Annotated in this window: 17 protein-coding genes and 1 other annotated feature; of the genes, 11 read left to right on the top strand and 6 right to left on the bottom strand. The window is 33.0% G+C overall.

Annotation, left to right across the window (positions count from 1 at the left end):
- Nucleotides 1–83 precede the first annotated feature (83 nt).
- Nucleotides 84–1,109, bottom strand: coding sequence for an ABC transporter substrate-binding protein (locus N4T77_RS12005; RefSeq protein WP_261672040.1), 1,026 nt, complete (start codon nt 1,107–1,109; stop codon nt 84–86).
- 238 nt (nt 1,110–1,347) lie between these two features.
- Here N4T77_RS12005 and N4T77_RS12000 point away from each other — a divergent pair, with 238 nt between their 5' ends.
- Entirely contained in the window at nt 1,348–2,406 is a 1,059-nt protein-coding gene (locus N4T77_RS12000; protein ID WP_261672039.1) for a uroporphyrinogen decarboxylase family protein, read from the top strand.
- A gap of 159 nt (nt 2,407–2,565) precedes the next feature.
- Here the strand turns inward: N4T77_RS12000 and N4T77_RS11995 are convergent, their stop codons facing one another.
- Nucleotides 2,566–4,245, bottom strand: a complete 1,680-nt coding sequence (locus tag N4T77_RS11995; protein WP_261672038.1) for an alpha-keto acid decarboxylase family protein — start codon at nt 4,243–4,245, stop codon at nt 2,566–2,568.
- Between the two features lie 188 nt (nt 4,246–4,433).
- Nucleotides 4,434–4,650, top strand: a binding site (T-box leader).
- Between the two features lie 53 nt (nt 4,651–4,703).
- On the opposite strand from N4T77_RS11995, the gene N4T77_RS11990 reads away from it, so the two are divergent.
- From N4T77_RS11990 to N4T77_RS11980, 3 genes are all read left to right on the top strand, one after another.
- The gene (locus N4T77_RS11990) at nt 4,704–5,210 is read left to right on the top strand and encodes a GNAT family N-acetyltransferase (protein WP_261672037.1); all 507 of its coding nucleotides are present in this window, start codon (nt 4,704–4,706) and stop codon (nt 5,208–5,210) included.
- Nucleotides 5,211–5,227: 17 nt separating this feature from the next.
- Entirely contained in the window at nt 5,228–7,876 is a 2,649-nt protein-coding gene (locus tag N4T77_RS11985; protein WP_261672036.1) for a valine--tRNA ligase, read from the top strand.
- A 205-nt stretch (nt 7,877–8,081) separates the two neighbouring features.
- Nucleotides 8,082–9,422: a folylpolyglutamate synthase/dihydrofolate synthase family protein gene (locus N4T77_RS11980; RefSeq protein WP_261672035.1), complete on the top strand. Its 1,341-nt coding sequence runs from the start codon at nt 8,082–8,084 to the stop codon at nt 9,420–9,422.
- A 65-nt stretch (nt 9,423–9,487) separates the two neighbouring features.
- On the opposite strand, the gene N4T77_RS11975 is transcribed toward N4T77_RS11980, so the two are convergent.
- Entirely contained in the window at nt 9,488–9,736 is a 249-nt protein-coding gene (locus N4T77_RS11975) for a TIGR03905 family TSCPD domain-containing protein (RefSeq protein ID WP_261672034.1), read from the bottom strand.
- Nucleotides 9,737–9,957: 221 nt separating this feature from the next.
- Here N4T77_RS11975 and N4T77_RS11970 point away from each other — a divergent pair, with 221 nt between their 5' ends.
- Nucleotides 9,958–10,845 carry a YncE family protein gene (locus tag N4T77_RS11970; protein WP_261672033.1) on the top strand — a complete coding sequence of 296 codons (888 nt, stop codon included), beginning with the start codon at nt 9,958–9,960 and terminating at the stop codon, nt 10,843–10,845.
- A gap of 17 nt (nt 10,846–10,862) precedes the next feature.
- On the opposite strand, the gene N4T77_RS11965 is transcribed toward N4T77_RS11970, so the two are convergent.
- Nucleotides 10,863–11,390: a DUF4364 family protein gene (locus N4T77_RS11965; RefSeq protein WP_261672032.1), complete on the bottom strand. Its 528-nt coding sequence runs from the start codon at nt 11,388–11,390 to the stop codon at nt 10,863–10,865.
- Between the two features lie 226 nt (nt 11,391–11,616).
- Between N4T77_RS11965 and pdaB the strand changes: the two genes are divergently transcribed.
- The 3 genes from pdaB (at nt 11,617) to N4T77_RS11950 (ending at nt 13,930) form a co-directional block, all read left to right on the top strand.
- Entirely contained in the window at nt 11,617–12,369 is a 753-nt protein-coding gene (pdaB, locus tag N4T77_RS11960; RefSeq protein ID WP_261672031.1) for a polysaccharide deacetylase family sporulation protein PdaB, read from the top strand.
- A 206-nt stretch (nt 12,370–12,575) separates the two neighbouring features.
- Complete coding sequence (locus tag N4T77_RS11955) at nt 12,576–13,082, top strand: hypothetical protein (protein WP_261672030.1); 507 nt, start codon at nt 12,576–12,578, stop codon at nt 13,080–13,082.
- Between the two features lie 98 nt (nt 13,083–13,180).
- Nucleotides 13,181–13,930, top strand: a complete 750-nt coding sequence (locus N4T77_RS11950; protein WP_261672029.1) for a single-stranded DNA-binding protein — start codon at nt 13,181–13,183, stop codon at nt 13,928–13,930.
- A 43-nt stretch (nt 13,931–13,973) separates the two neighbouring features.
- Here the strand turns inward: N4T77_RS11950 and dapD are convergent, their stop codons facing one another.
- Nucleotides 13,974–14,684, bottom strand: a complete 711-nt coding sequence (dapD, locus tag N4T77_RS11945) for a 2,3,4,5-tetrahydropyridine-2,6-dicarboxylate N-acetyltransferase (RefSeq protein WP_261672028.1) — start codon at nt 14,682–14,684, stop codon at nt 13,974–13,976.
- Between the two features lie 150 nt (nt 14,685–14,834).
- Between dapD and N4T77_RS11940 the strand changes: the two genes are divergently transcribed.
- From N4T77_RS11940 to N4T77_RS11930, 3 genes are all read left to right on the top strand, one after another.
- Nucleotides 14,835–15,818 carry a sulfide/dihydroorotate dehydrogenase-like FAD/NAD-binding protein gene (locus N4T77_RS11940; RefSeq protein ID WP_261672027.1) on the top strand — a complete coding sequence of 328 codons (984 nt, stop codon included), beginning with the start codon at nt 14,835–14,837 and terminating at the stop codon, nt 15,816–15,818.
- A gap of 73 nt (nt 15,819–15,891) precedes the next feature.
- Entirely contained in the window at nt 15,892–17,169 is a 1,278-nt protein-coding gene (locus tag N4T77_RS11935; protein WP_261672026.1) for an FAD-dependent oxidoreductase, read from the top strand.
- A gap of 158 nt (nt 17,170–17,327) precedes the next feature.
- Nucleotides 17,328–18,491, top strand: coding sequence for a pyridoxal phosphate-dependent aminotransferase (locus tag N4T77_RS11930; protein ID WP_261672025.1), 1,164 nt, complete (start codon nt 17,328–17,330; stop codon nt 18,489–18,491).
- Between the two features lie 14 nt (nt 18,492–18,505).
- Here N4T77_RS11930 and dapB read toward each other — a convergent pair whose 3' ends face one another.
- Nucleotides 18,506–19,252, bottom strand: a complete 747-nt coding sequence (dapB, locus tag N4T77_RS11925) for a 4-hydroxy-tetrahydrodipicolinate reductase (protein WP_261672024.1) — start codon at nt 19,250–19,252, stop codon at nt 18,506–18,508.
- Nucleotides 19,253–19,255: the final 3 nt, after the last annotated feature.

Genomic DNA, 19,255 nt, shown 5'->3' with positions numbered 1-19,255 from the left:
TTCTTAATGTTGTTATCGTAAAGGATGTTTAATTATAGAATTAGGACTTCGTATCGGAATTGATACGTTTTTTACAAATTATTTTATTTAATATCTTTTATTACTTTTTCACCAAATGTATTGTTTACAATCTTATCGAAAGGTGGCCTTTGAGGAATTAACTCTGATTTATAAGATTGAATTATATCCATAAGTTTACTTAAGTTTTCTTCCTTTAATATAGGTGTTGTTGCAAAGGCATCAATAGCTCTATAGTTTTTAGTAACAGCTACAAGAATATCTTCATCAGTACCAGGGAAGAAGGATTTTATTGATTTAGCTACTTCTTCATCGCTATGCTTTTGAACCCAAAGCTGGCCTTTGTAGATAGCCCTAGTGAACTTTTCTATAATTTCTGGATTTTTTTCCATATAGGACTTTGTAGAGAAGAAACAGGTATAAGGAATGTTACCAGCTTCCTTTCCTACAGAAGCTACAACGTATCCAGCATTGTCTTTCTTAAGCATACTTGCATTTGGCTCGAATAAAGCTGCATAATCTCCGGTGCCACCTTTAAATGCTCCAGTAGTAGCAGCAAAGGCTATATTGGTAATAACATTTAAATCTTTTCCTGGTTGAAGTCCATGATTCTTAAGTACATATTCAAGAGCCATTTCAGGTACGCCGCCAGGTCTTCCTCCAACCACATTTTTTCCTTTTAAGGATTCCCATTTAAAGTCTTTTTCATCTGTTCGTGAAACTAAGAAAGAACCATCCTTCTGAGTTAGCTGTGCAAAGAGAATAGGATAGTCTTCTTTTTGTTGATTGTAGATGTAGATTACCTGTTCAGGACCACAAAAACCGATATCTACGCTTTTACTTAATACCTGCTGCATGGTCTTATCAGCACCTTGACCAGTAGTTAGCTCAATATTTATTCCTTCCTCTTTAAAGAAGCCCTGACTTATTGCAGCATACATAGGAGCATAAAATACTGAACGGGTAACCTCATTTAATTTAACTGTTACCATAGTCTTGTCTTCTTTTTTCTGTCCGCAGCCAGCAAAAATTGTAGTAATGAAGATTAGAATTGAAAGAATTGATAAAGGCAAAAATCTGCTTCTTTTCATAAAATACCTCCAGAGAAATTTTGATTAGTTTATATTATGAAAAGAAGAGTAATTGTGTTAATGTTTTTCTAAATAATACAGGGGAATTTCTATAGCAGGTAGTTCCTTTTAAAAAAAGCACTATATTAAAATTTTATAGAAGAGGCCTAAATTATTTGAATTTAATATGGTTATAGAAATTCTACTGTTACTAATGTTAGAATTTCAAATATGAAAGTAGAAGAGGGGATGTTTACAATTGATTAGAGAAGAAATGACACCGAAAGAAAGAATGGAGGCCTTTTCTAGAGGCGAAGAAATCGATAGAATATTATGTGTACCTGATATGGGAGTTACTATGGTGCCTTTTATTGGGGTAACAGCTAGGGAATATTATCATTCAGCAGAGCTTATGGCAAATTTGGAAATAGCTTTATTTAAAAGACTCCGTCATGATGGCGTAAGTATATCTACTAGTCTTAGAGGAGTTGCTGAGGCTATGGGGGCAAAGGTAGGTTACCCTGATTATGGCGTTTCCTATTTAATAGAACCAGCCATTAAATCTGTAGATGAGATAGAGTCTCTTAAAGTTGTAAATCCCTTAAAAGATGGGAATTTGCCAACTTTAATTGAGGCAATAAGACTTACCAGGGATGCTCTTATGGATGAAGTAGATGTTGGTGCTGCTATGTCAGGACCTTTTAGTGTTGCGGCTTCAGTGGTAGGAACAGAGAATTTGTTAAAGTGGATGGTCAAATATCCTGAAAGAGTTCATACCTTGATGGAGATAGTAGCAGAATCTAACAATAGGTATATAGAGGAAGTAGCTAAATTAGGAGTGTCTATTGGATTTGCAGACCCAGTTTCATCTAATAGTCTTATAAGTCCAAAACAGTTTAGAGAATTTTCATTACCTGCTCTTAAGAAAAATATTAATAAGATAAAAGAAAAAACAGGAAGTGCTCCTGGTATACATATTTGCGGAAAGAGTAGGGGCATTTGGGAAGATGTCGTAAATGCAGGTGTTTCTAATTTCAGTATTGATAATGCAGAGGATTTAGAAGAAGCTAAAGAGATAATGGGAGACAGAGTAGTTATTACTGGAAATGTGCCACCGGTAGAGGCAGTATACTCAGGAAGTAAAGAAGATATTTTTAGGTCAGTTAAGGAATGTATTAGAAAGGGACATGATTCTAAAAAAGGCTATATTTTAAGTACAGGATGTCAAATTCCAATGCATACACCAATAGAAAAGGTTGAAATGTTTATGGAAGCAGGCAAAACCTACGGAAAATGTCCTGTAGATTTAAAATATTAAATATATAGACAACCTCCCCTTTATAGTAAATTTGAACTTATAAACAAATTTACTATAAAGGGAGAGATTAGTATTGAATTCAAGTTTCTATGTTTGTTTAATGTTATCCAAATTCCTGTTTTTTTATATACATTTTTAAATTCTTAAGCATAGGCTATTCTATTTTTGCATTTGCTGCAGTACCTTTGTCATTTTATGCACTATAGGTGGAGCATCCATCTGAGGAGCAAATATTTCAATTAGACATAATCTTTCATTACACTGAACTTCTGCCTTTTTTATTGCTTCATCAAGTTCTCTATTTGTATAAACCTTTGCTGTAAAAGAGTCTCCTCCAAAGGCTGTTGTGAGCTTTGAGTAGTCCCATGAAGGTAAATCATTGTAATGGGTATTTTTCTCAGCTACGTTAAGATATTTTTCTATGGTATATTCTTTGTTGTTAATCAAGAATATAATAGGCTTACAGTTATTATGCAGCATAGAGCTGATTTCTTGAACTGTCATTTGATTAGAGCCATCCCCCACAAAGAGGATTACACGTCTATTTTTTGCTGCTAAACAGGTGCCAAAGGCTGCAGGGGTTCCATAACCTATACTGCCCCATCCGCTCTGAGATATATAAGTTGCGCCTTTTGGCAGTCTTAACTGGGCTATTCCAAAGCCTAAAGTGCCAGTATCTGCAATAAGTATGTCATCTTCTTTAAGCATTTTTTGAAATCTTGAATAATAATACTTTGAAGAAACATCCTCATCCAAGGATATATCGTCATCACTGTAGAAAGAAGCTGCAGTTTTAACATAGTCAACTCTTTTGTTAATCTTTGTCAAAAGTTCCTTTAACATATCCTCTATTAATATGTTTTCATATACTGACATGCCAACCTTCGCACTATAAGGTTGAATTTCTATGATATTTAAAGGATTTAACTTTGCAGTAAAAGCACCAGTATTGTGATCAGACCAAATAGTACCAATAGCTAAAATACAGTCAGAAGCTTCTACTGTGCTTTGAACTTCCTTGCTTCCAAGGTCTCCAGCATATAAGCCAATAAAATTTTTATGACTTTCGTCAAAGGAACCTTTACCCATCATCATAGTAGCTACAGGAAGGTTAACTTTATCTACTAACTGTTGAACTTGTGCCTGAATATTATATCTTGACACATATACACCAGAAAGAAGAACTGGGCTTTGTGCTTTTTCTATCATTTTATCTATATGCTGCAATGCAGCTTGCAAGGAACTTTGATCTGTTTGCTTCTTTTCTAGGCTAATATCCCTGCTCATTATAGTCTGGGTGGCAACATCATCTGGAATAAGCAGATATACGGGCTTCTTTGTTTCCTTTGCCTTTTGAATAGCTGTATTAATTTCAAAGGCTGCATTTTCAGCAGTTATTGTTGCTGTATACTCTGTCAAGTTAGCATAAACTTTTCTAAAGACATCAAAGTCTCCATTTAATAGGGTATGATGCATTGGTTTATGCTGCTGCTGAACCTTTGTTTTAGGGCCTCCAACTATATGAATAACAGGCACATTCTCGGAATAGGAGCCTGCAATAGCATTGCAAGCACTTAATTCACCTACTCCGAAAGTAGTTATTAAGGCACCTATTTCCTTAACCCTTCCGTAGGCATCCGCTGCATAGCCAGCATTTAATTCATTATGGCAGTTGATAAAATTTATGCCTTCATACTTTTCTAGAATATCTAGAAGCGAAAAATTATAATCTCCTGGAACTCCAAGGATTTCTGTGATGCCTTCTCTTTTTAAACAATCATATAAATAATAACCAACAGTTTGCTTTAAATTAGATGAATTTTGAATATTCTCAGCCATTTTTCCCCTCCGCAATTTTAAAAATACTTAGTTCAACCTAATGTATAGTAATTTTATAAGTATCAATTTGAACCTTAATTTATTATTACCAGTATTATTGAAATATACCATAAGGGTATTAGTATAAAAATGTCTTGACAGTTGAATAATTAACGTTATAATAATATTTAATAGTTAAATATTGATATAAAATGGCTGTGAAAAAGAGGAGTAGAAGTAGTAAAGTATTAAGAGAGGAAAGTCTATTAGCTGAGAGATTTTCTATACGGATCACTTTGAAGGTAGCTTTGGAGCTTCTTTACTGAAGGTTTCAGTAGGTAAAGACGGTTTTCTTAACCGTTAATTGTATTAAGAGCCTGTATTTTTGCAGGAAAAAAGGTGGTAACGCGGGTCTTCGTCCTTTTATAGGATGAAGGCTTTTTTTATTTTCATGGGTTATTTAAAAAGGGGGCTTTTAAATGAACGTTAATATAAGACCAGTAGACTCAAAAGATGCTAAAGATATAAATGAAATAAGAGTAATGGATGGGGTAAGAGAAAATATTCTAGGAATAATCAGTGAAAGAGTTTCACAGTCTGAAGCATTCATAAACAGTTTGAGTGAACATGATCATCTGCTTGTAGCTGAGATAAATGACAATAATATTAAAAAGGTGGTAGGGGTCGTAGGACTTAATATAAATAGAAACCCTAGAACAAGGCACACAGCATCTATTGGAATTATGGTACACAAGGAGTATCAAAGTCAAGGAATAGGCAAAGCCTTAATGAATAGCATTCTTAATTTAGCTGACAACTGGCTTATGCTAGTAAGAGTAGAATTAGGTGTGTTTACAGACAATGAAAAGGCTATAAACCTTTATAAGAGTTTTGGATTTGAAATTGAGGGAACAAGAAAGTATGCTGCTATTAGAAATGGCAAATATACTGATGAATATATAATGGCAAGGTACAAGAATATATAAATTAAGGAGGAATAAACATGTCAGAAAAAAGAGAAATGGCTACTACCTACAGTCCAAAAGAATTTGAGAGCAGAATTTATAAGAATTGGGAGGAGAAAGGTTACTTTACTCCAGAAGTGGATGAAAATAAAACTCCATATACAATAGTATTACCTCCACCAAATATTACTGGAAAGCTTCATCTAGGTCATGCGTTAGATGATACTATCCAAGATGTGATTATAAGAACAAAGAGAATGCAAGGATACAGTACATTATGGCTTCCAGGACAGGATCATGCAAGTATTGCTACAGAAGTTAAGGTTGAAAATGAACTTTTAAAGCAAGGTCTTAAGAAGAAGGAAATGGGAAGAGAAGCCTTCCTAGAAAAAGTTTGGGATTGGGCTGATGAATACAGAGGCAGAATAATGGATCAGGTAAAACAGTTAGGTTGTTCTGTAGATTCAACAAGAGAATGTTTTACTATGGAAGAGAAGGCAAATAGAGCAGTAAGAGAATTCTTTGTAAGACTCTATAATGACGGATTAATCTACCAAGGAAACAGAATAATAAACTGGTGTCCAAAATGTCAAACTGCTTTATCAGATGCAGAAATTGAGTACAGTGAGCAGGCTGGCCACTTCTGGCATATTAAATATCCAGTAGTAGGAACTGATGAACACTTAGAAATAGCAACTACTAGACCAGAGACAATGCTTGGAGATACAGCTGTTGCTGTTAACCCTAGTGATGAAAGATATGCACATTTAGTTGGAAAAACTATAATGCTTCCGCTAGTTAATAGAGAAATTCCAATAGTAGCAGATGACTATGTTGATGTGGAATTCGGAACAGGAGCAGTTAAAATAACTCCAGCACATGACCCTAACGATTATCTAGTAGGAAAGAGACATAACTTACCAGAACTTAATGTTATGCATGAAGATGGAAGAATGAACTTCCCAGGAACTAAATATGATGGACTAGACAGATATGAGGCTAGAAAACTTATAGTTAAGGATTTAGAAGAACAAGGTTTCTTAGTAAAAACTAAAGACCACGTTCACAATGTAGGCTGTCACGATAGATGTAACACAACTATAGAACCAATAATCTCAAAGCAATGGTTTGTTAAAATGCAGCCTCTTGCAGAACCAGCTTTAGAAGTTGTAAGAAGTAAAAAGGTTAAGTTTGTACCAGAGAGATTTGAAAAAACTTACTTTAACTGGATGGAAAATATTCAAGATTGGTGTATTTCAAGACAGTTATGGTGGGGACACAGAATTCCAGTTTGGTACTGTAAGGACTGTGGAGAGGTTATAGTTTCCGTTGATGTACCAACTAACTGCAGTAAGTGCAGCAGTGATAAATTAGAGCAGGATAAGGATGTATTAGATACATGGTTCAGTTCAGCATTGTGGCCTTTCTCTACTCTTGGATGGCCAGAGAAAACACCAGACCTTAAATACTTCTATCCTAACAGTACATTAGTTACTGGTTATGATATAATTTTCTTCTGGGTTGCAAGAATGATATTTTCAGGTCTATATTGTTTAGATGATATACCATTTGAAAATGTATTAATCCACGGTATAGTAAGAGACTCAGAAGGAAGAAAGATGTCAAAGTCTTTAGGAAATGGTGTTGATCCACTAGATGTAATAGAGCAATATGGAGCAGACGCATTAAGATTTACTCTTATAACTGGAAATGCTCCAGGAAATGATATAAGATACTATCCAGAAAGAGTTGAATCTGCTAGAAACTTTGCAAATAAGATATGGAACGCATCAAGATTTGTTCTTATGAATTTAGATGAAGAAACAATGAACAAATATAAAGATTGCAAAAACTACAGTGGCGCAGATAAATGGATTTTATCTAGAATGAATACCCTTGTAAAAGAAGTAACAGACAACATAGAAAGATTTGAATTAGGAATAGCATCACAAAAGGTTTATGACTTTATTTGGGGTGAATTCTGTGACTGGTATATTGAGTTAGTTAAGCCAGTTATGTATGGAGAAGATGAGGAAGCTAAAGGTGTTGCCTTTAACGTATTAAATAAGGTTTTAACTACAAGCTTACAACTACTACACCCTATAATGCCATTTATAACAGAAGAAATATATACTCACTTATACACAGATTACGAATCTATAGCTATATCAAAGTGGCCTGAGTATAACGAAAGTTTAAAGGATGAAAAAGCAGAAAAAGATATGGACTATGTAATAGAAGCTATTAAGTCCTTAAGAAATGTAAGAACAGAAATGAATGTACCTCCTTCAAGAAAGGCTAAAGTATTAGCTTTTGTAACTGAAAATGAGGCTGTAGACGCATTTAAAAATGGAGAAACATACTTCCAGAAGCTTGCTTCAGCAAGTGAAGTAGAATTCCTAGATACTAAAGAAGCTGCACCAGAAAATGTAGTTTCAGTAGTTACAAGAGGGGCAGAAATGTTTATGCCATTACTTGATTTAGTAGACTTAGAAAAAGAACTAGAAAGATTAAATAAGGAAAAAGAAAAGCTAGAAAAGGAAATTGACAGAGTAGAGAAGAAGCTGGCAAATGAAAGGTTTGTAGCTAAAGCACCTAAAGAAGTTGTTGAAGAAGAAAAGGCAAAAGGTGAAAAGTATAAAGAAATGCTTCAGGCAGTTATAGTAAGACTAGAAAGCTTGAAATAACTATAATTAGCTTTAAAGTTAGTATAGACTAGGTAAGGATATGCTCATATCAGTTGTATATTTATAACAATTAAGTATACAGAGGATATGGGCATATTTTTATATGTAAGATTAAGTTATTTAAACTCTATATATAATAGAAAGTAAATTGATTAAATACTAAATTTTTGATAGAATAAAGGAAAAAAGTGGGGATGTGAGATTTATGAATTATGAACAAGCCATTGATTACATAACGAATACAGCTAAATTTGGTATGAATTTTGGGTTAGAGAGAACAAAGAAGATATTAGAGCTTCTAGGAGACCCTCATAAGAAGATAAAGACTATACATATAGCAGGTACTAACGGAAAAGGTTCTACTACTGCTATGCTTACAAAGATATTAATGCAGTCTGGCTATAAAGTTGGAATGTACACTTCACCTTTTATCGAAGTATTTGAGGAAAGGATTCAGATAAATAATGAAAATATTTCAAAGGAAGATTTAAGCTTAGCAGTTACAGAAGTCTCAAAGGCAGTGGATAAGGTTATAGAGCTAGGTTATGAACATCCAACAGAATTTGAAATAATTACTTGTACTATGTTTTACTACTTTAGTCAAAATAAAGTTGATTTTGCAGTAGTAGAGGTTGGACTAGGGGGAAGACTTGACTCTACTAACGTAATGGAGGCTTATTCAGAAGATAACTCTGGTGGAGTAGTAGCTACGGTAATTACTTCAATAAGTTATGATCATATGCAAATTCTTGGAGATACTCTAGAAAAGATTGCATGGGAAAAGGCAGGGATAATAAAGGATGGTGTTCCTGTAATAATGTATCCTCAGGAAACAGAGGCGGAAAAGGTAATAGAAAAAGTCTGTGAAGAAAGAGGATGTAATTTAGTAAGAGTATTAACTAATTCTGTTGAATATTTACAAGAAAATAATGAGAAAGTAGATAAGAATACTGATACATATACTCAAAATTTTAAACTTACAACGGCTAAGGATAATTATGATATAGCTTTGTCTCTTTTAGGAAAACATCAGCTTTTAAACTGTGCTGTAGCAGTTTCTGTGGTGGAGCAGCTAATGGAGAGAGGGGTAACCGTTGATAAGAAAGATATTGTTGGTGCGCTGAGGGAAGTTAAGTGGATTGGCCGATTAGAGGTTATGAAAAGGAAACCTTTAGTGGTAATTGACGGAGCCCATAATATAGAAGGTATCAGCAAGCTAAGAGAAAATGTACAACAGTATTTTAAGTATAATAAAATGATTTTAATACTTGGAATATTAGCTGATAAGGAAGTAGACAAGATGATAGCTACAATTGCTCCTCTAGCAGATAGAATTATTGCAGTAACACCTAATAGTTATAGGGCAGAAAGCGCCGATGAACTTAAGAAGGCAGTAGAAAACTACCATATTAAGTGTGAAGCAATAGAAAATTATGAAGATGCGTATAAGCTAGCTCTTTCATACTGTGAAGAAGATGATCTTTTGTTAATTTCCGGATCTCTATATATGATAGGGGATATGAGAAAAATAATAAAGAATCTATAAAAATGGAAAAAGCTGTTCTAAGGATGTGTATACCTTATAGAGCAGCTTTTTTTATTAGTAAATTTTTATTTATTGCTTACAAGTTTTTCAAGAGCAGCAGCGAACTGATCTGGACAAGAAGTGGATTTTCCACCGCAGCTTATGCCTTTTAATCTTTCAATAGCATCATCAACTTCCATACCTTCTAGAAGTCGGGATAGACCTTGTAAATTTCCGTCACAACCTCCTAAAAATCTAACATTAGAAATTTTATTGTCTACCACATCGAAGTTTATTTCTTTAGAACAAACACCATTAGTTGAAAAAATATACATAAAAACACCTACCCTGTAAAAATTATTTAAGTCAACATGAATATTATATATAAAATATAAATCTTTGTCATTAATATAATTCTAAATCTTAGAGAAAGGTAAAATAGGTAAGCTTCCGGTATTATATAGCTTAGTTCTTAAACTAATTTAAAAAATCTTTACTAATTGTTATTACCCATTTTAACAAATATTCATATTATATTTGTAAGGGGGTGATAAGGTTGGGGTATTTGTATGTATGTAATACTTCTTCAGATTATATTTCAAAGGTCAACCTAGATAGCTTTGTTGAAGAAAATAGAATTTACCTGAAATCGAATAGTATGAATAATAGGGTAGGTCCACATGGAGTATGTGCAAACAATAATAAAATATTGGTTGCTAATAATTATAGCAATAGCATATCAGTTATAAATATATTAAAGGAAACTGAAGAAAATAGCTATTATATAGGGTTACACTGTAATGACGTTGTAGTTTTTGAAAATAACGCTTATATAATATGCGGAGACCTTAATAGCCTACTGGTTTTTGACATACTAGAAAATAGGGTTGTTGAGGAAATCCCATGTGGAAATCTACCACATAGTATATGCTTGAATAAAGAAAAAAAGCTTTTATTAGTAACGAATATGGAAGATGATAGTATAACATTAATCGATTGTAAAAATAATGGAAGTATAAAGCATATAAGAGTAGGGTCATACCCAACTAAGGCACTTTTCACAGTAGATGGACATCATGCTTTAGTATGTGAGAGTAACATTGGTTCAGATTTTAGAGGAAGTATAGCAGTGGTATCACTAAAGAATTATAAAGTTATAAATAGAATAACAGCAGGAAATTCCCCAATAGATATGTGTAGTAATGAAAATTACTGCTTTGTATCAAATTTTGGAGATGGAAGCGTAAGTATTATTGATATAAACCATTATAGGGAAGATAAGAATATAATTGTTGGAGGAATGCCGAGAGGAATAATAAAATTTGGAGAAAATATTTATGTAGGAGATAACTATAATAATCTACTAATAAGAGTAAATATTAAAGATGAGAATAAAAAATATATACCTATAGGAGGAGAACCTACAGGTATGATTTTGATTTGATAGTATAAAGAATTAAACTAGCCTTCTATTAGCGTGTGCATGATTTTTCCGTATAATTCTGAAGAATTACTTTTCCACTTTTCACATAAATTTTTTGCTTGTTTATTGGAGGCAACATTAATTTTAATGTCTATAAGTATTGAATCATTCTCAAGGGCCTTTAGATTGACAATAAAATTATTGTTCTGTTCAATAGTATAGTCGGCAGTTACAGTAACTTCCTTCTTTATGCTATCGATTTCCTTATTCAAATAGTCGTCTACTATTTGGATTTTAGAATCAGAAATTCTGTTTTTAAAGAGAGACAGAACCTTTACACCCTTTTCAGTTATTAAAAATCTATGACTTCCTGACTCACTTGTATATCTCAAAAACTTAGATGAAAGTAGTTCAGTTAAATACTGTTGTAGAGTAAAGTAGTTTATAAAGTTATTTTCTAAGATGATTTCTGTTATCTGGTTATTTGAAACGGGGAATTTAATTTTATCAAATATATAAAGAAGCAGTAATTTATTTTCTGCTAATTCTAAGGTATCCTCAAACATTATATATCCTCCCTATACGATAAGTTCTTGAGTATATTATAACATAAAATATATGAAAATAAATAAAGCACTGAAATAGCACAGTGCTTTATTTATTTTCATTTTCATAGAAATAAGGGTAGGACAATTACAAAATATTAATAAGAAATTTACTTAATTTCTGTAATATTTAGCATCAAAATATACTATATAAGTTTATAGGGATAAATATTTTGGGGGGAATAACTTGGAACTAAGAATAAAAAGAAAAATATTATTAGTACTTATATTACTTTTCTTAGGAACTACAACAGCTATTTTTATGAATCAAAATGATACCAGTGTATTATTAAGATTAGATAAAAAACTGCCAATTTATTGTGTAGATACAGAGGATAAGAAAATTTCATTAACTATTGATGTTAGTTGGGGAAATGATAATACAGAGAAAATTTTGGACATACTAGACAAATATAATATTAAAGCTACATTTTTTGTTGTAGGTGGATGGGTAGATCAATACCCTGATAGATTAAAGGAAATTTATAAAAGGGGACATGAAATAGGAAATCATTCTAATAAACATCCAGATATGACTAAGCTGTCTAGGGAAAACATTATTAAAGATATGCATATAAATGACGCTAAAATAAGAAATCTAACTGGTGAAGGAACTAAGCTTTTTAGATGTCCGGAAGGGGCATATAATGATTTGGTAGTTAAAACAGTGGAGGAAGCAGGATATTACTGTATACAATGGGACGTAGATAGCATAGATTGGAAGGAACAGGGTGCAGATATAGAATATAACCGAGTTATAAAAAACACAAAGCCTGGTTCTATATTGCTATTTCATAATAATGCTAAATATACGCCAGAAAATCTGCCTAGGATTATAGAAAAATTCCAAAGTGAGGGATATCAATTCGTTAAAACTGGTGATTTAATCTATAAAGATAACTATAAAGTAGATTATGCTGGAAAGCAAATCAGCAATTAGGAAAAAAGATAAAGGATTTAATGACAGATTTTTGTAATTAATAGCCTTTCAACTGTAAGAATTATTGAAACAAGTAGGAAATTTGTATATAATGGAAATATATAACTTTAGGGAGGAGATATTATAGAATAACAAATGATATGGTATAAAAAACTATATCCTGTTTAAAATAGTTTTAACAAATTATTTTATCGGGAGGGCAAAGAATGAAAACAATAGCGATTATAGGTGGTAACAAAGCTTTTTACTCATATTTAGTGAAAGTTCTCAAGCTGTTAGATGTAGAAGTAAAATTTTTCACCAAGTATGCAGTAAAAAATGAAACGTACTATGATTATGTAGTCTTTAACTCCAGTAGTAATATTAAAGATGTTCTAATAAACGGAGGTTATTGTTTTGTTAATATGGAATCAATAGGTTATAAAAATAACAATGTTAATATATATGGCAACTTAATTACTTATGGTTTGGGAAGTAAAAATACAGTTACAGTTTCTAGCATGGAGGATAATAATAGCTTTGTATACTGCTTACAAAGGGAACTTAATTATAATGCATTGGAAAGGCTCGAGCCACAAGAACTTCCTGTTACCATGAATTTTAATGGTGATGACGAAATATACGCAGCTATGGTTGGGATTACAATAGGTTTAATTGAAGGGAAAGATATAGGTAGTTTAAATAAAGGAAAAAAGTTAACTATCTTTAGCTAAGGATTTTAATTTAAATATTTGTTAGTATATTTTCTATATTTTTCGAATAATTATATGTTGATAAGATAATTTAAAAACTAAGGGAAAGAGGGGTTACGATGGATAATTTAATGTTAAATAATAAGATTTACCTTGAAGGAGAAATAGTATCAGAACTTCAGTTTAGTCATGAGATGTATGGAGAAGGATTTTATACCTTTAATATCGAGGTTCCAAGACTAAGTGACGCTAAAGATACACTGTTTGTTACTGTATCTGAAAGGCTAATTAGCGGAATGGATATTAAAATTGGCTCTCAGATTATTGTAGAGGGCCAATTAAGGTCTTACAATAAGTTTGTAGATGGAGCTAATAGACTAATATTGACTGTATTTGCTCGTAATATAAGTATATGTGAAGAAAGAAGTAAAAATCCTAATCAAATTTTCATGGATGGCTTCATATGCAAAGAGCCAGTGTATAGGACAACTCCTTTTGGAAGAGAAATCTCAGATATGCTCCTTGCGGTAAATAGAGCTTATAATAAGTCAGACTACATACCAACGATTGCATGGGGGAGAAACTCAAGGTTTTGCAAAAGCTTAAAAGTTGGTGATAACATTAAAGTATGGGGAAGGTTGCAAAGTAGAGAATATCAGAAAAAGATTTCAGAAACTGAAGTAATTAAGAAAATTGCCTATGAAGTATCAATATCAAAGATGGAGAGAGTTAGTAGGGATTCATCTGATAACGGTGATGAAAATATCTGTTTTGATGGTTTTGATGAATTAGAGGAAACTACTATAATGATGAATGAGGAATCCACCAGCAGTACAAAAGAAAATTTAGAGGATAAACAGATATCATAGTAAATGTAATAGGCAGTGAAGGTTCACTGCCTATTTATGATAACTATTTTCTTAAATCGTCAAGTATTTGAGTCTTATCCTTTGTTTTATCATCTACTTCTTTTATTATCTTAGCTGGAACACCGGCAACTACAACTCCTTCAGGAACATCTTCTACTACAACGGAGCCAGCGGCTACAACAGATCCTTTACCAATCTTTACTCCTTCAAGAATAACAGCATTTGCACCTATTAAAACATCGTCTCCTATCTCACAAGGTGACTTACTTGGTGGTTCTAAAACTCCAGCAACTACAGCACCAGCACCAAGGTGAACTCTTTTTCCTAATATACCTCTAGCACCAACAACTGCATTCATGTCTACCATAGTTGCCTCTCCAATTTCAGCGCCTATGTTTACAACAGCACCCATCATTATAACAGCATTTTTTCCTATGCTTACTTTATCTCTAATGATAGCACCAGGTTCAATTCTAGCATCTATCTTTGTTACATCAACAAGAGGAATAGCTGAGTTTCTTCTGTCATATTCAACTCTGAAGTGGTCTATTTTACTTTTGTTATCCTCTAAAAACTTAGTAACCTCTTCTGATTCTCCAAAAAGCACGTAGAAATTAGAACTATTATAACATTCTATATTTCCTAAATCACAATCTGAGATGTCACCTTTAAGGTACACCTTAACAGGAGTAGATTTTTTAGCTTCTTTTATGTATCTTGCAATTTCATATGGATCGGTTAAGTTGTAATTCATATGTAGAACCTCCTTAGTTAAGCATTTTTGATTATTAATAACATTATAATAAATATATTTTGTGAATTAAAGAGGTAAAGTATAATTTTTAGTAACAAAATGGCGATAGGAAAAATAATCTAATAGTAGAGTGCTTTAGGAGGTAGTTAAATGGATTATGAAATTAAGGATTGTATCGATGCGGGAAGTGCCTATTGTCCTTGTCACTTAGCTGAAACTGGAGACTGTATACTTTGTTCACAGCTTTCAGGGAAGAATTTTTGTGATTGTATTAATTGGAAAGGCGTATGCATATATCAAGACTATATACTAAATAATGAAAAAGCAAAAAGCGGTAGAAAAAGTTATATGTGTAAGATAATGAAGAAGGAAGTTTATAAAGATAAATTATATATATTTACTATAAATGCACCTCACAGCCTAGTACAGGATTTAGTTCATCCTGGAAGTATAATTTTCATGAGAAATCCTCAAACATCAACCTACTATGATACACCTATATCTATCATGGAGGCAGATACGTCAGAGAATACCTTGAAGGTTGCAATAGAGCTAAGGGGAGTAAAGACAAAAAGTATATGCAAACTTAAGGAAGATGAAAAAATACTTATAAGGGGACCTTTCTGGAATGGAATTTTAGGATTGAAAAATGTATATAAGGCAAAGGAAGGCGTTTCTATTGTTGTAGCAAGAGGTATAGGCATTGCTCCAGCAGCGCCTGTATTAAAGAAGCTGTATTCAAACGGAAATAAAGTCATATCTATAGTGGATAAAACTCCTTTCAGAAATATTTTTGGTAAAGAATATTTTCAGATGTGTAATTCAGATATTTTGAAATGTAAGATGATAGAGAATGGAGAGCTAAGTGAAGAGTTTAAAAATTTAATTGAACAAATTCTAAAGGTAGAGAATGTGAATCTAATTCATTGCGATGGACCGGATATACTGATATATAAACTGCTAGACTTTATAGGAGATAGGGTTAACTTCTCCTGCTGTAATAATTCTAAGATGTGTTGTGGAGAGGGAGTATGTGGTACTTGCAGTACTAGATATAAAAATAGGGTAGTTAAAAAGCTATGTAAGGTACAAGTAGATCCAAAACATGTATTCAGAGAGAGAAGACTTATTTAGCAGGAGGATTTAGGTTGAAAATAATTTTTTCAAGATATAGTTAACAGATTAATGAGGTTAAGGAGGACATTAAATGAAGGTTATAGTTATTGGTGGTGGATGGGCTGGTTGTGCAGCAGCTATATCCGCTAAAAAAGCTGGAGCCCAAGTAGCTCTTTATGAGAAGACGGATATGTTATTAGGCCTTGGAAATGTAGGAGGCATAATGAGAAACAATGGAAGATATACCGCTGCAGAAGAATTAATAGCACTTGGAGCTGGAGATTTGATAAACCTTACAGATAGTAATACAAGGCATAAAAATATAGATTTTCCAGGTCATGAGCATGCTTGGCTTTATGATGTAAATAAAATTGAACCTGCAGTTAGAAGATATTTAAAGGATATGGGCATTGAGCTAAATATGATAGCGAGAGTAATAGACATACAAAGAGAGGGAGATATAATAAAGGGTTTATATTTGGCAGATGGAAGTTATCAAGAAGGAGATGTATTTATAGAGGCTACAGGTTCCACTGGACCTATGGGAAACTGTTTAAGGTACGGAAATGGTTGTTCTATGTGTGTATTAAGATGTCCATCCTTTGGACCTAGAGTTAGTATAAGTATGAGAGCTGGTATAGATGACCTTCAAGGGGAAAGAGATGATGATATACTTGGAGCGTTTAGCGGTTCCTGTGAGCTATGCAAGGAAAGCCTTGATGAGGATTTAGTAAGGGAATTAGATGAAAAAGGGTCTGCTGTTATAAAGGTTCCACCTGAAGATATAAATATGGATAAATTAAAGGCAAAGGTATGTCAGCAGTATGCTTTAAAAGAATTTGCTGAAAACGTAGTTTTACTTGATAATGGACACATAAAGCTTATGACTTCCTATTACCCTCTTGATAAATTAAGAAAAATAAAGGGATTGGAAAATGCAAAGTATATAGACCCTTATGCAGGAGGAAAAGGAAATTCTATTAGATATCTTTCCGTTGCTCCAAGAACTGACGATATGAAGGTTAAGGGCATAAGTAACCTTTTCTGCGGCGGAGAGAAAAGTGGTCTTTTTGTAGGGCATACTGAAGCTATCTGTACAGGAAGTTTGGCAGGACACAATGCAGTAAGACATTTCCTGGGAATGCCTCCTCTAGTTCTCCCTAAAGCTACAGTTATAGGTGATATAATAGCCTTTGCAAATTATAAGATGATGACGAAGGAAGGCAGAAGAAATAGATATACCTTTGCAGGAGCGGAATACTTTAAGAGAATGAAAGAAATAGGACTATATTCCATAGACAAAAATGAAATAAGAGCAAGAATTGAAAAATTGAATTTGCTAGATATAATGAATCAAAAGCTTGTTTAGAGTGATATATTATATAAAAAAGAGGTTTGAAATTTTAAAGTTCAAGCCTCTTTTTTATACTAGCACTTTAGAGTGAAAAATTATATAATTATAATAATTAATTTTTGGTATAGTAATATAAGAGATAACAGTAATGTTAGAAGGGGTGCGTAAAAATTATGGATAACGTTGAAAATGTAGTTTCAAGAAATGTTCAAAGTATAGAAATATCAGGAATAAGAAAGTTTTTTAATAAGGTTGCTAAGTATCCAGATGCTATATCACTAACACTAGGGCAGCCAGACTTTAATGTACCTGCTAAAATAAAAGAAGCTATGATTAATGCTATAGAGGATAATAAAACTACATATACCTCAAATGCAGGGATTGTAGAGCTAAGAAAAGAAATATCTTCATATTTAAAAACTCAACATATAAATTACCAACAAGATGAGATTTGTCTTACAATAGGTGGAAGCGAAGGATTAATGGATGTATTTACAGCGCTATTAAATCCTAATGACAAAGTTTTAATACCTACACCAGCCTATCCTGCTTATGAAAGTTGTGTAAAATTACTAGGTGGTCAAATCTTAAACTATAATTTAAACAAGGACTTCTCTATTGATTTTGAACAATTAGAAACCTTAATAGAGACCGAAAACCCTAAGGTAATGGTAGTATCTTATCCATCTAATCCTACAGGAGCCATAATATCGAAGGAAGATAACGATAAGTTACATAAAATTCTTAAGAATAATGAAATCATTATTATAAGCGATGAAATGTATAGTGCTCTTTGTTTTGATGATAATTATTACTCAATAGCACAATTTGAGGATATAAGAAACAGGGTAATAGTAGTAGGTGGATTTTCTAAGATGTTCTCTATGACAGGACTTAGATTAGGTTATGTATGCGCTGATTATAAACTTATGGAAGCCATAATGAAGGTTCATCAATACAATGTATCCTGTGCACCGTCAATAGTTCAGTGGGGAGCTTATGAGGGACTTAGGAGCTGTATGGAAGATGTAGATTATATGAAAAGTCAGTTTATTAGAAGAAGAGATTATTTATATGAAAGACTTATAAGTATGGGATTTGAAACAAATTTACCAATGGGGGCTTTTTATATCTTTCCATCCATAAAGAAATTTAACATGGAAAGCGAAGAGTTTTGTGAAAGGCTTTTGAAGGAAGCAGGAGTTGCAGCTGTTCCAGGTTCTGCCTTTGGAATAGGTGGAGAAGGCTACATGAGAATATCCTATGCTTACAGCATGGAGCAGTTAAAGGAAGCAGCAGATAGAATGGAAAGCTGGATAAAAAAAGTGGGAGTATAATCCCACTTTTTTCATTACTTAACTACATCATCCATGGAGTAGAAGCCTTTTCCTTTTCCATACATAAATTCACAAGCCTTAAGAGCTCCTACAGCAAATACCTCTCTAGAAATAGCCTTGTGGCTGATTTCGATAACCTCGCCTTGGCCAGCAAAGATAACGTCGTGGTCACCAACTATGCTGCCGCCTCTTATAGCATGTATTCCAATTTCTTTATGCTCTCTCTTAGCAATTCCTTCTCTTCCGTAGGTGAACTGAGTTTCTTCAGGAATAGAATCTTTTATTGTATTCGCAAGAAGAAGTGCTGTTCCGCTTGGAGCATCAACCTTTTGATTATGATGTTTTTCTATTATTTCTATATCAAAGTTATTATATAATAATGCACTGATACTTCTTAATACCTTATTTACTACATTAATACCAATGGACATATTAGCTGAGCGAAACACTGGTATTTCTTTAGATGCTTCAGTAATTTGAGATAGTTGTTCATCGGTAAATCCAGTTGTGCATAAAACTACTCCAACATTTTTTTCTTTAGCGTACTTTAGTAAAGAATCCAATGCATCTGGTCTTGAAAAATCTAGGATTACATCAGCATCTACAGTACATTCGCCTATGCTGGAGAATACAGGATAACTAGAACCGTCAGTATTTTTATCTATTCCAGCAACTATACTTAAGTTGGAGAAATTATTTGCTAGACCGGATATAACTTTTCCCATTTTTCCATTACATCCACTTAATATAATTCTAACCATTCG

This window comes from Clostridium sp. CX1, from assembly GCF_025398335.1.
Classification (GTDB): domain Bacteria; phylum Bacillota; class Clostridia; order Clostridiales; family Clostridiaceae; genus Clostridium_AM; species Clostridium_AM tanneri.
The sequence above is the reverse complement of the archived record's forward strand: the minus strand, read 5'-3'. Positions and strand labels throughout refer to the sequence as shown.

Excerpts from the sequence above, each read along its gene's own strand:
- dapD (WP_261672028.1), bottom strand. The coding sequence starts at position 14,684 with ATGAATTACAACTTAACCGATCCATATGAAATTGCAAGATACATAAAA.
- N4T77_RS11935 (WP_261672026.1), top strand. The coding sequence starts at position 15,892 with ATGAAGGTTATAGTTATTGGTGGTGGATGGGCTGGTTGTGCAGCAGCT.
- N4T77_RS12005 (WP_261672040.1), bottom strand. The coding sequence starts at position 1,109 with ATGAAAAGAAGCAGATTTTTGCCTTTATCAATTCTTTCAATTCTAATC.
- N4T77_RS11965 (WP_261672032.1), bottom strand. The coding sequence starts at position 11,390 with ATGTTTGAGGATACCTTAGAATTAGCAGAAAATAAATTACTGCTTCTT.
- N4T77_RS11980 (WP_261672035.1), top strand. The coding sequence starts at position 8,082 with ATGAATTATGAACAAGCCATTGATTACATAACGAATACAGCTAAATTT.
- N4T77_RS11940 (WP_261672027.1), top strand. The coding sequence starts at position 14,835 with ATGGATTATGAAATTAAGGATTGTATCGATGCGGGAAGTGCCTATTGT.
- N4T77_RS11930 (WP_261672025.1), top strand. The coding sequence starts at position 17,328 with ATGGATAACGTTGAAAATGTAGTTTCAAGAAATGTTCAAAGTATAGAA.
- N4T77_RS11975 (WP_261672034.1), bottom strand. The coding sequence starts at position 9,736 with ATGTATATTTTTTCAACTAATGGTGTTTGTTCTAAAGAAATAAACTTC.
- N4T77_RS11955 (WP_261672030.1), top strand. The coding sequence starts at position 12,576 with ATGAAAACAATAGCGATTATAGGTGGTAACAAAGCTTTTTACTCATAT.
- N4T77_RS11995 (WP_261672038.1), bottom strand. The coding sequence starts at position 4,245 with ATGGCTGAGAATATTCAAAATTCATCTAATTTAAAGCAAACTGTTGGT.
- dapB (WP_261672024.1), bottom strand. The coding sequence starts at position 19,252 with ATGGTTAGAATTATATTAAGTGGATGTAATGGAAAAATGGGAAAAGTT.
- N4T77_RS11990 (WP_261672037.1), top strand. The coding sequence starts at position 4,704 with ATGAACGTTAATATAAGACCAGTAGACTCAAAAGATGCTAAAGATATA.
- N4T77_RS11985 (WP_261672036.1), top strand. The coding sequence starts at position 5,228 with ATGTCAGAAAAAAGAGAAATGGCTACTACCTACAGTCCAAAAGAATTT.
- N4T77_RS11950 (WP_261672029.1), top strand. The coding sequence starts at position 13,181 with ATGGATAATTTAATGTTAAATAATAAGATTTACCTTGAAGGAGAAATA.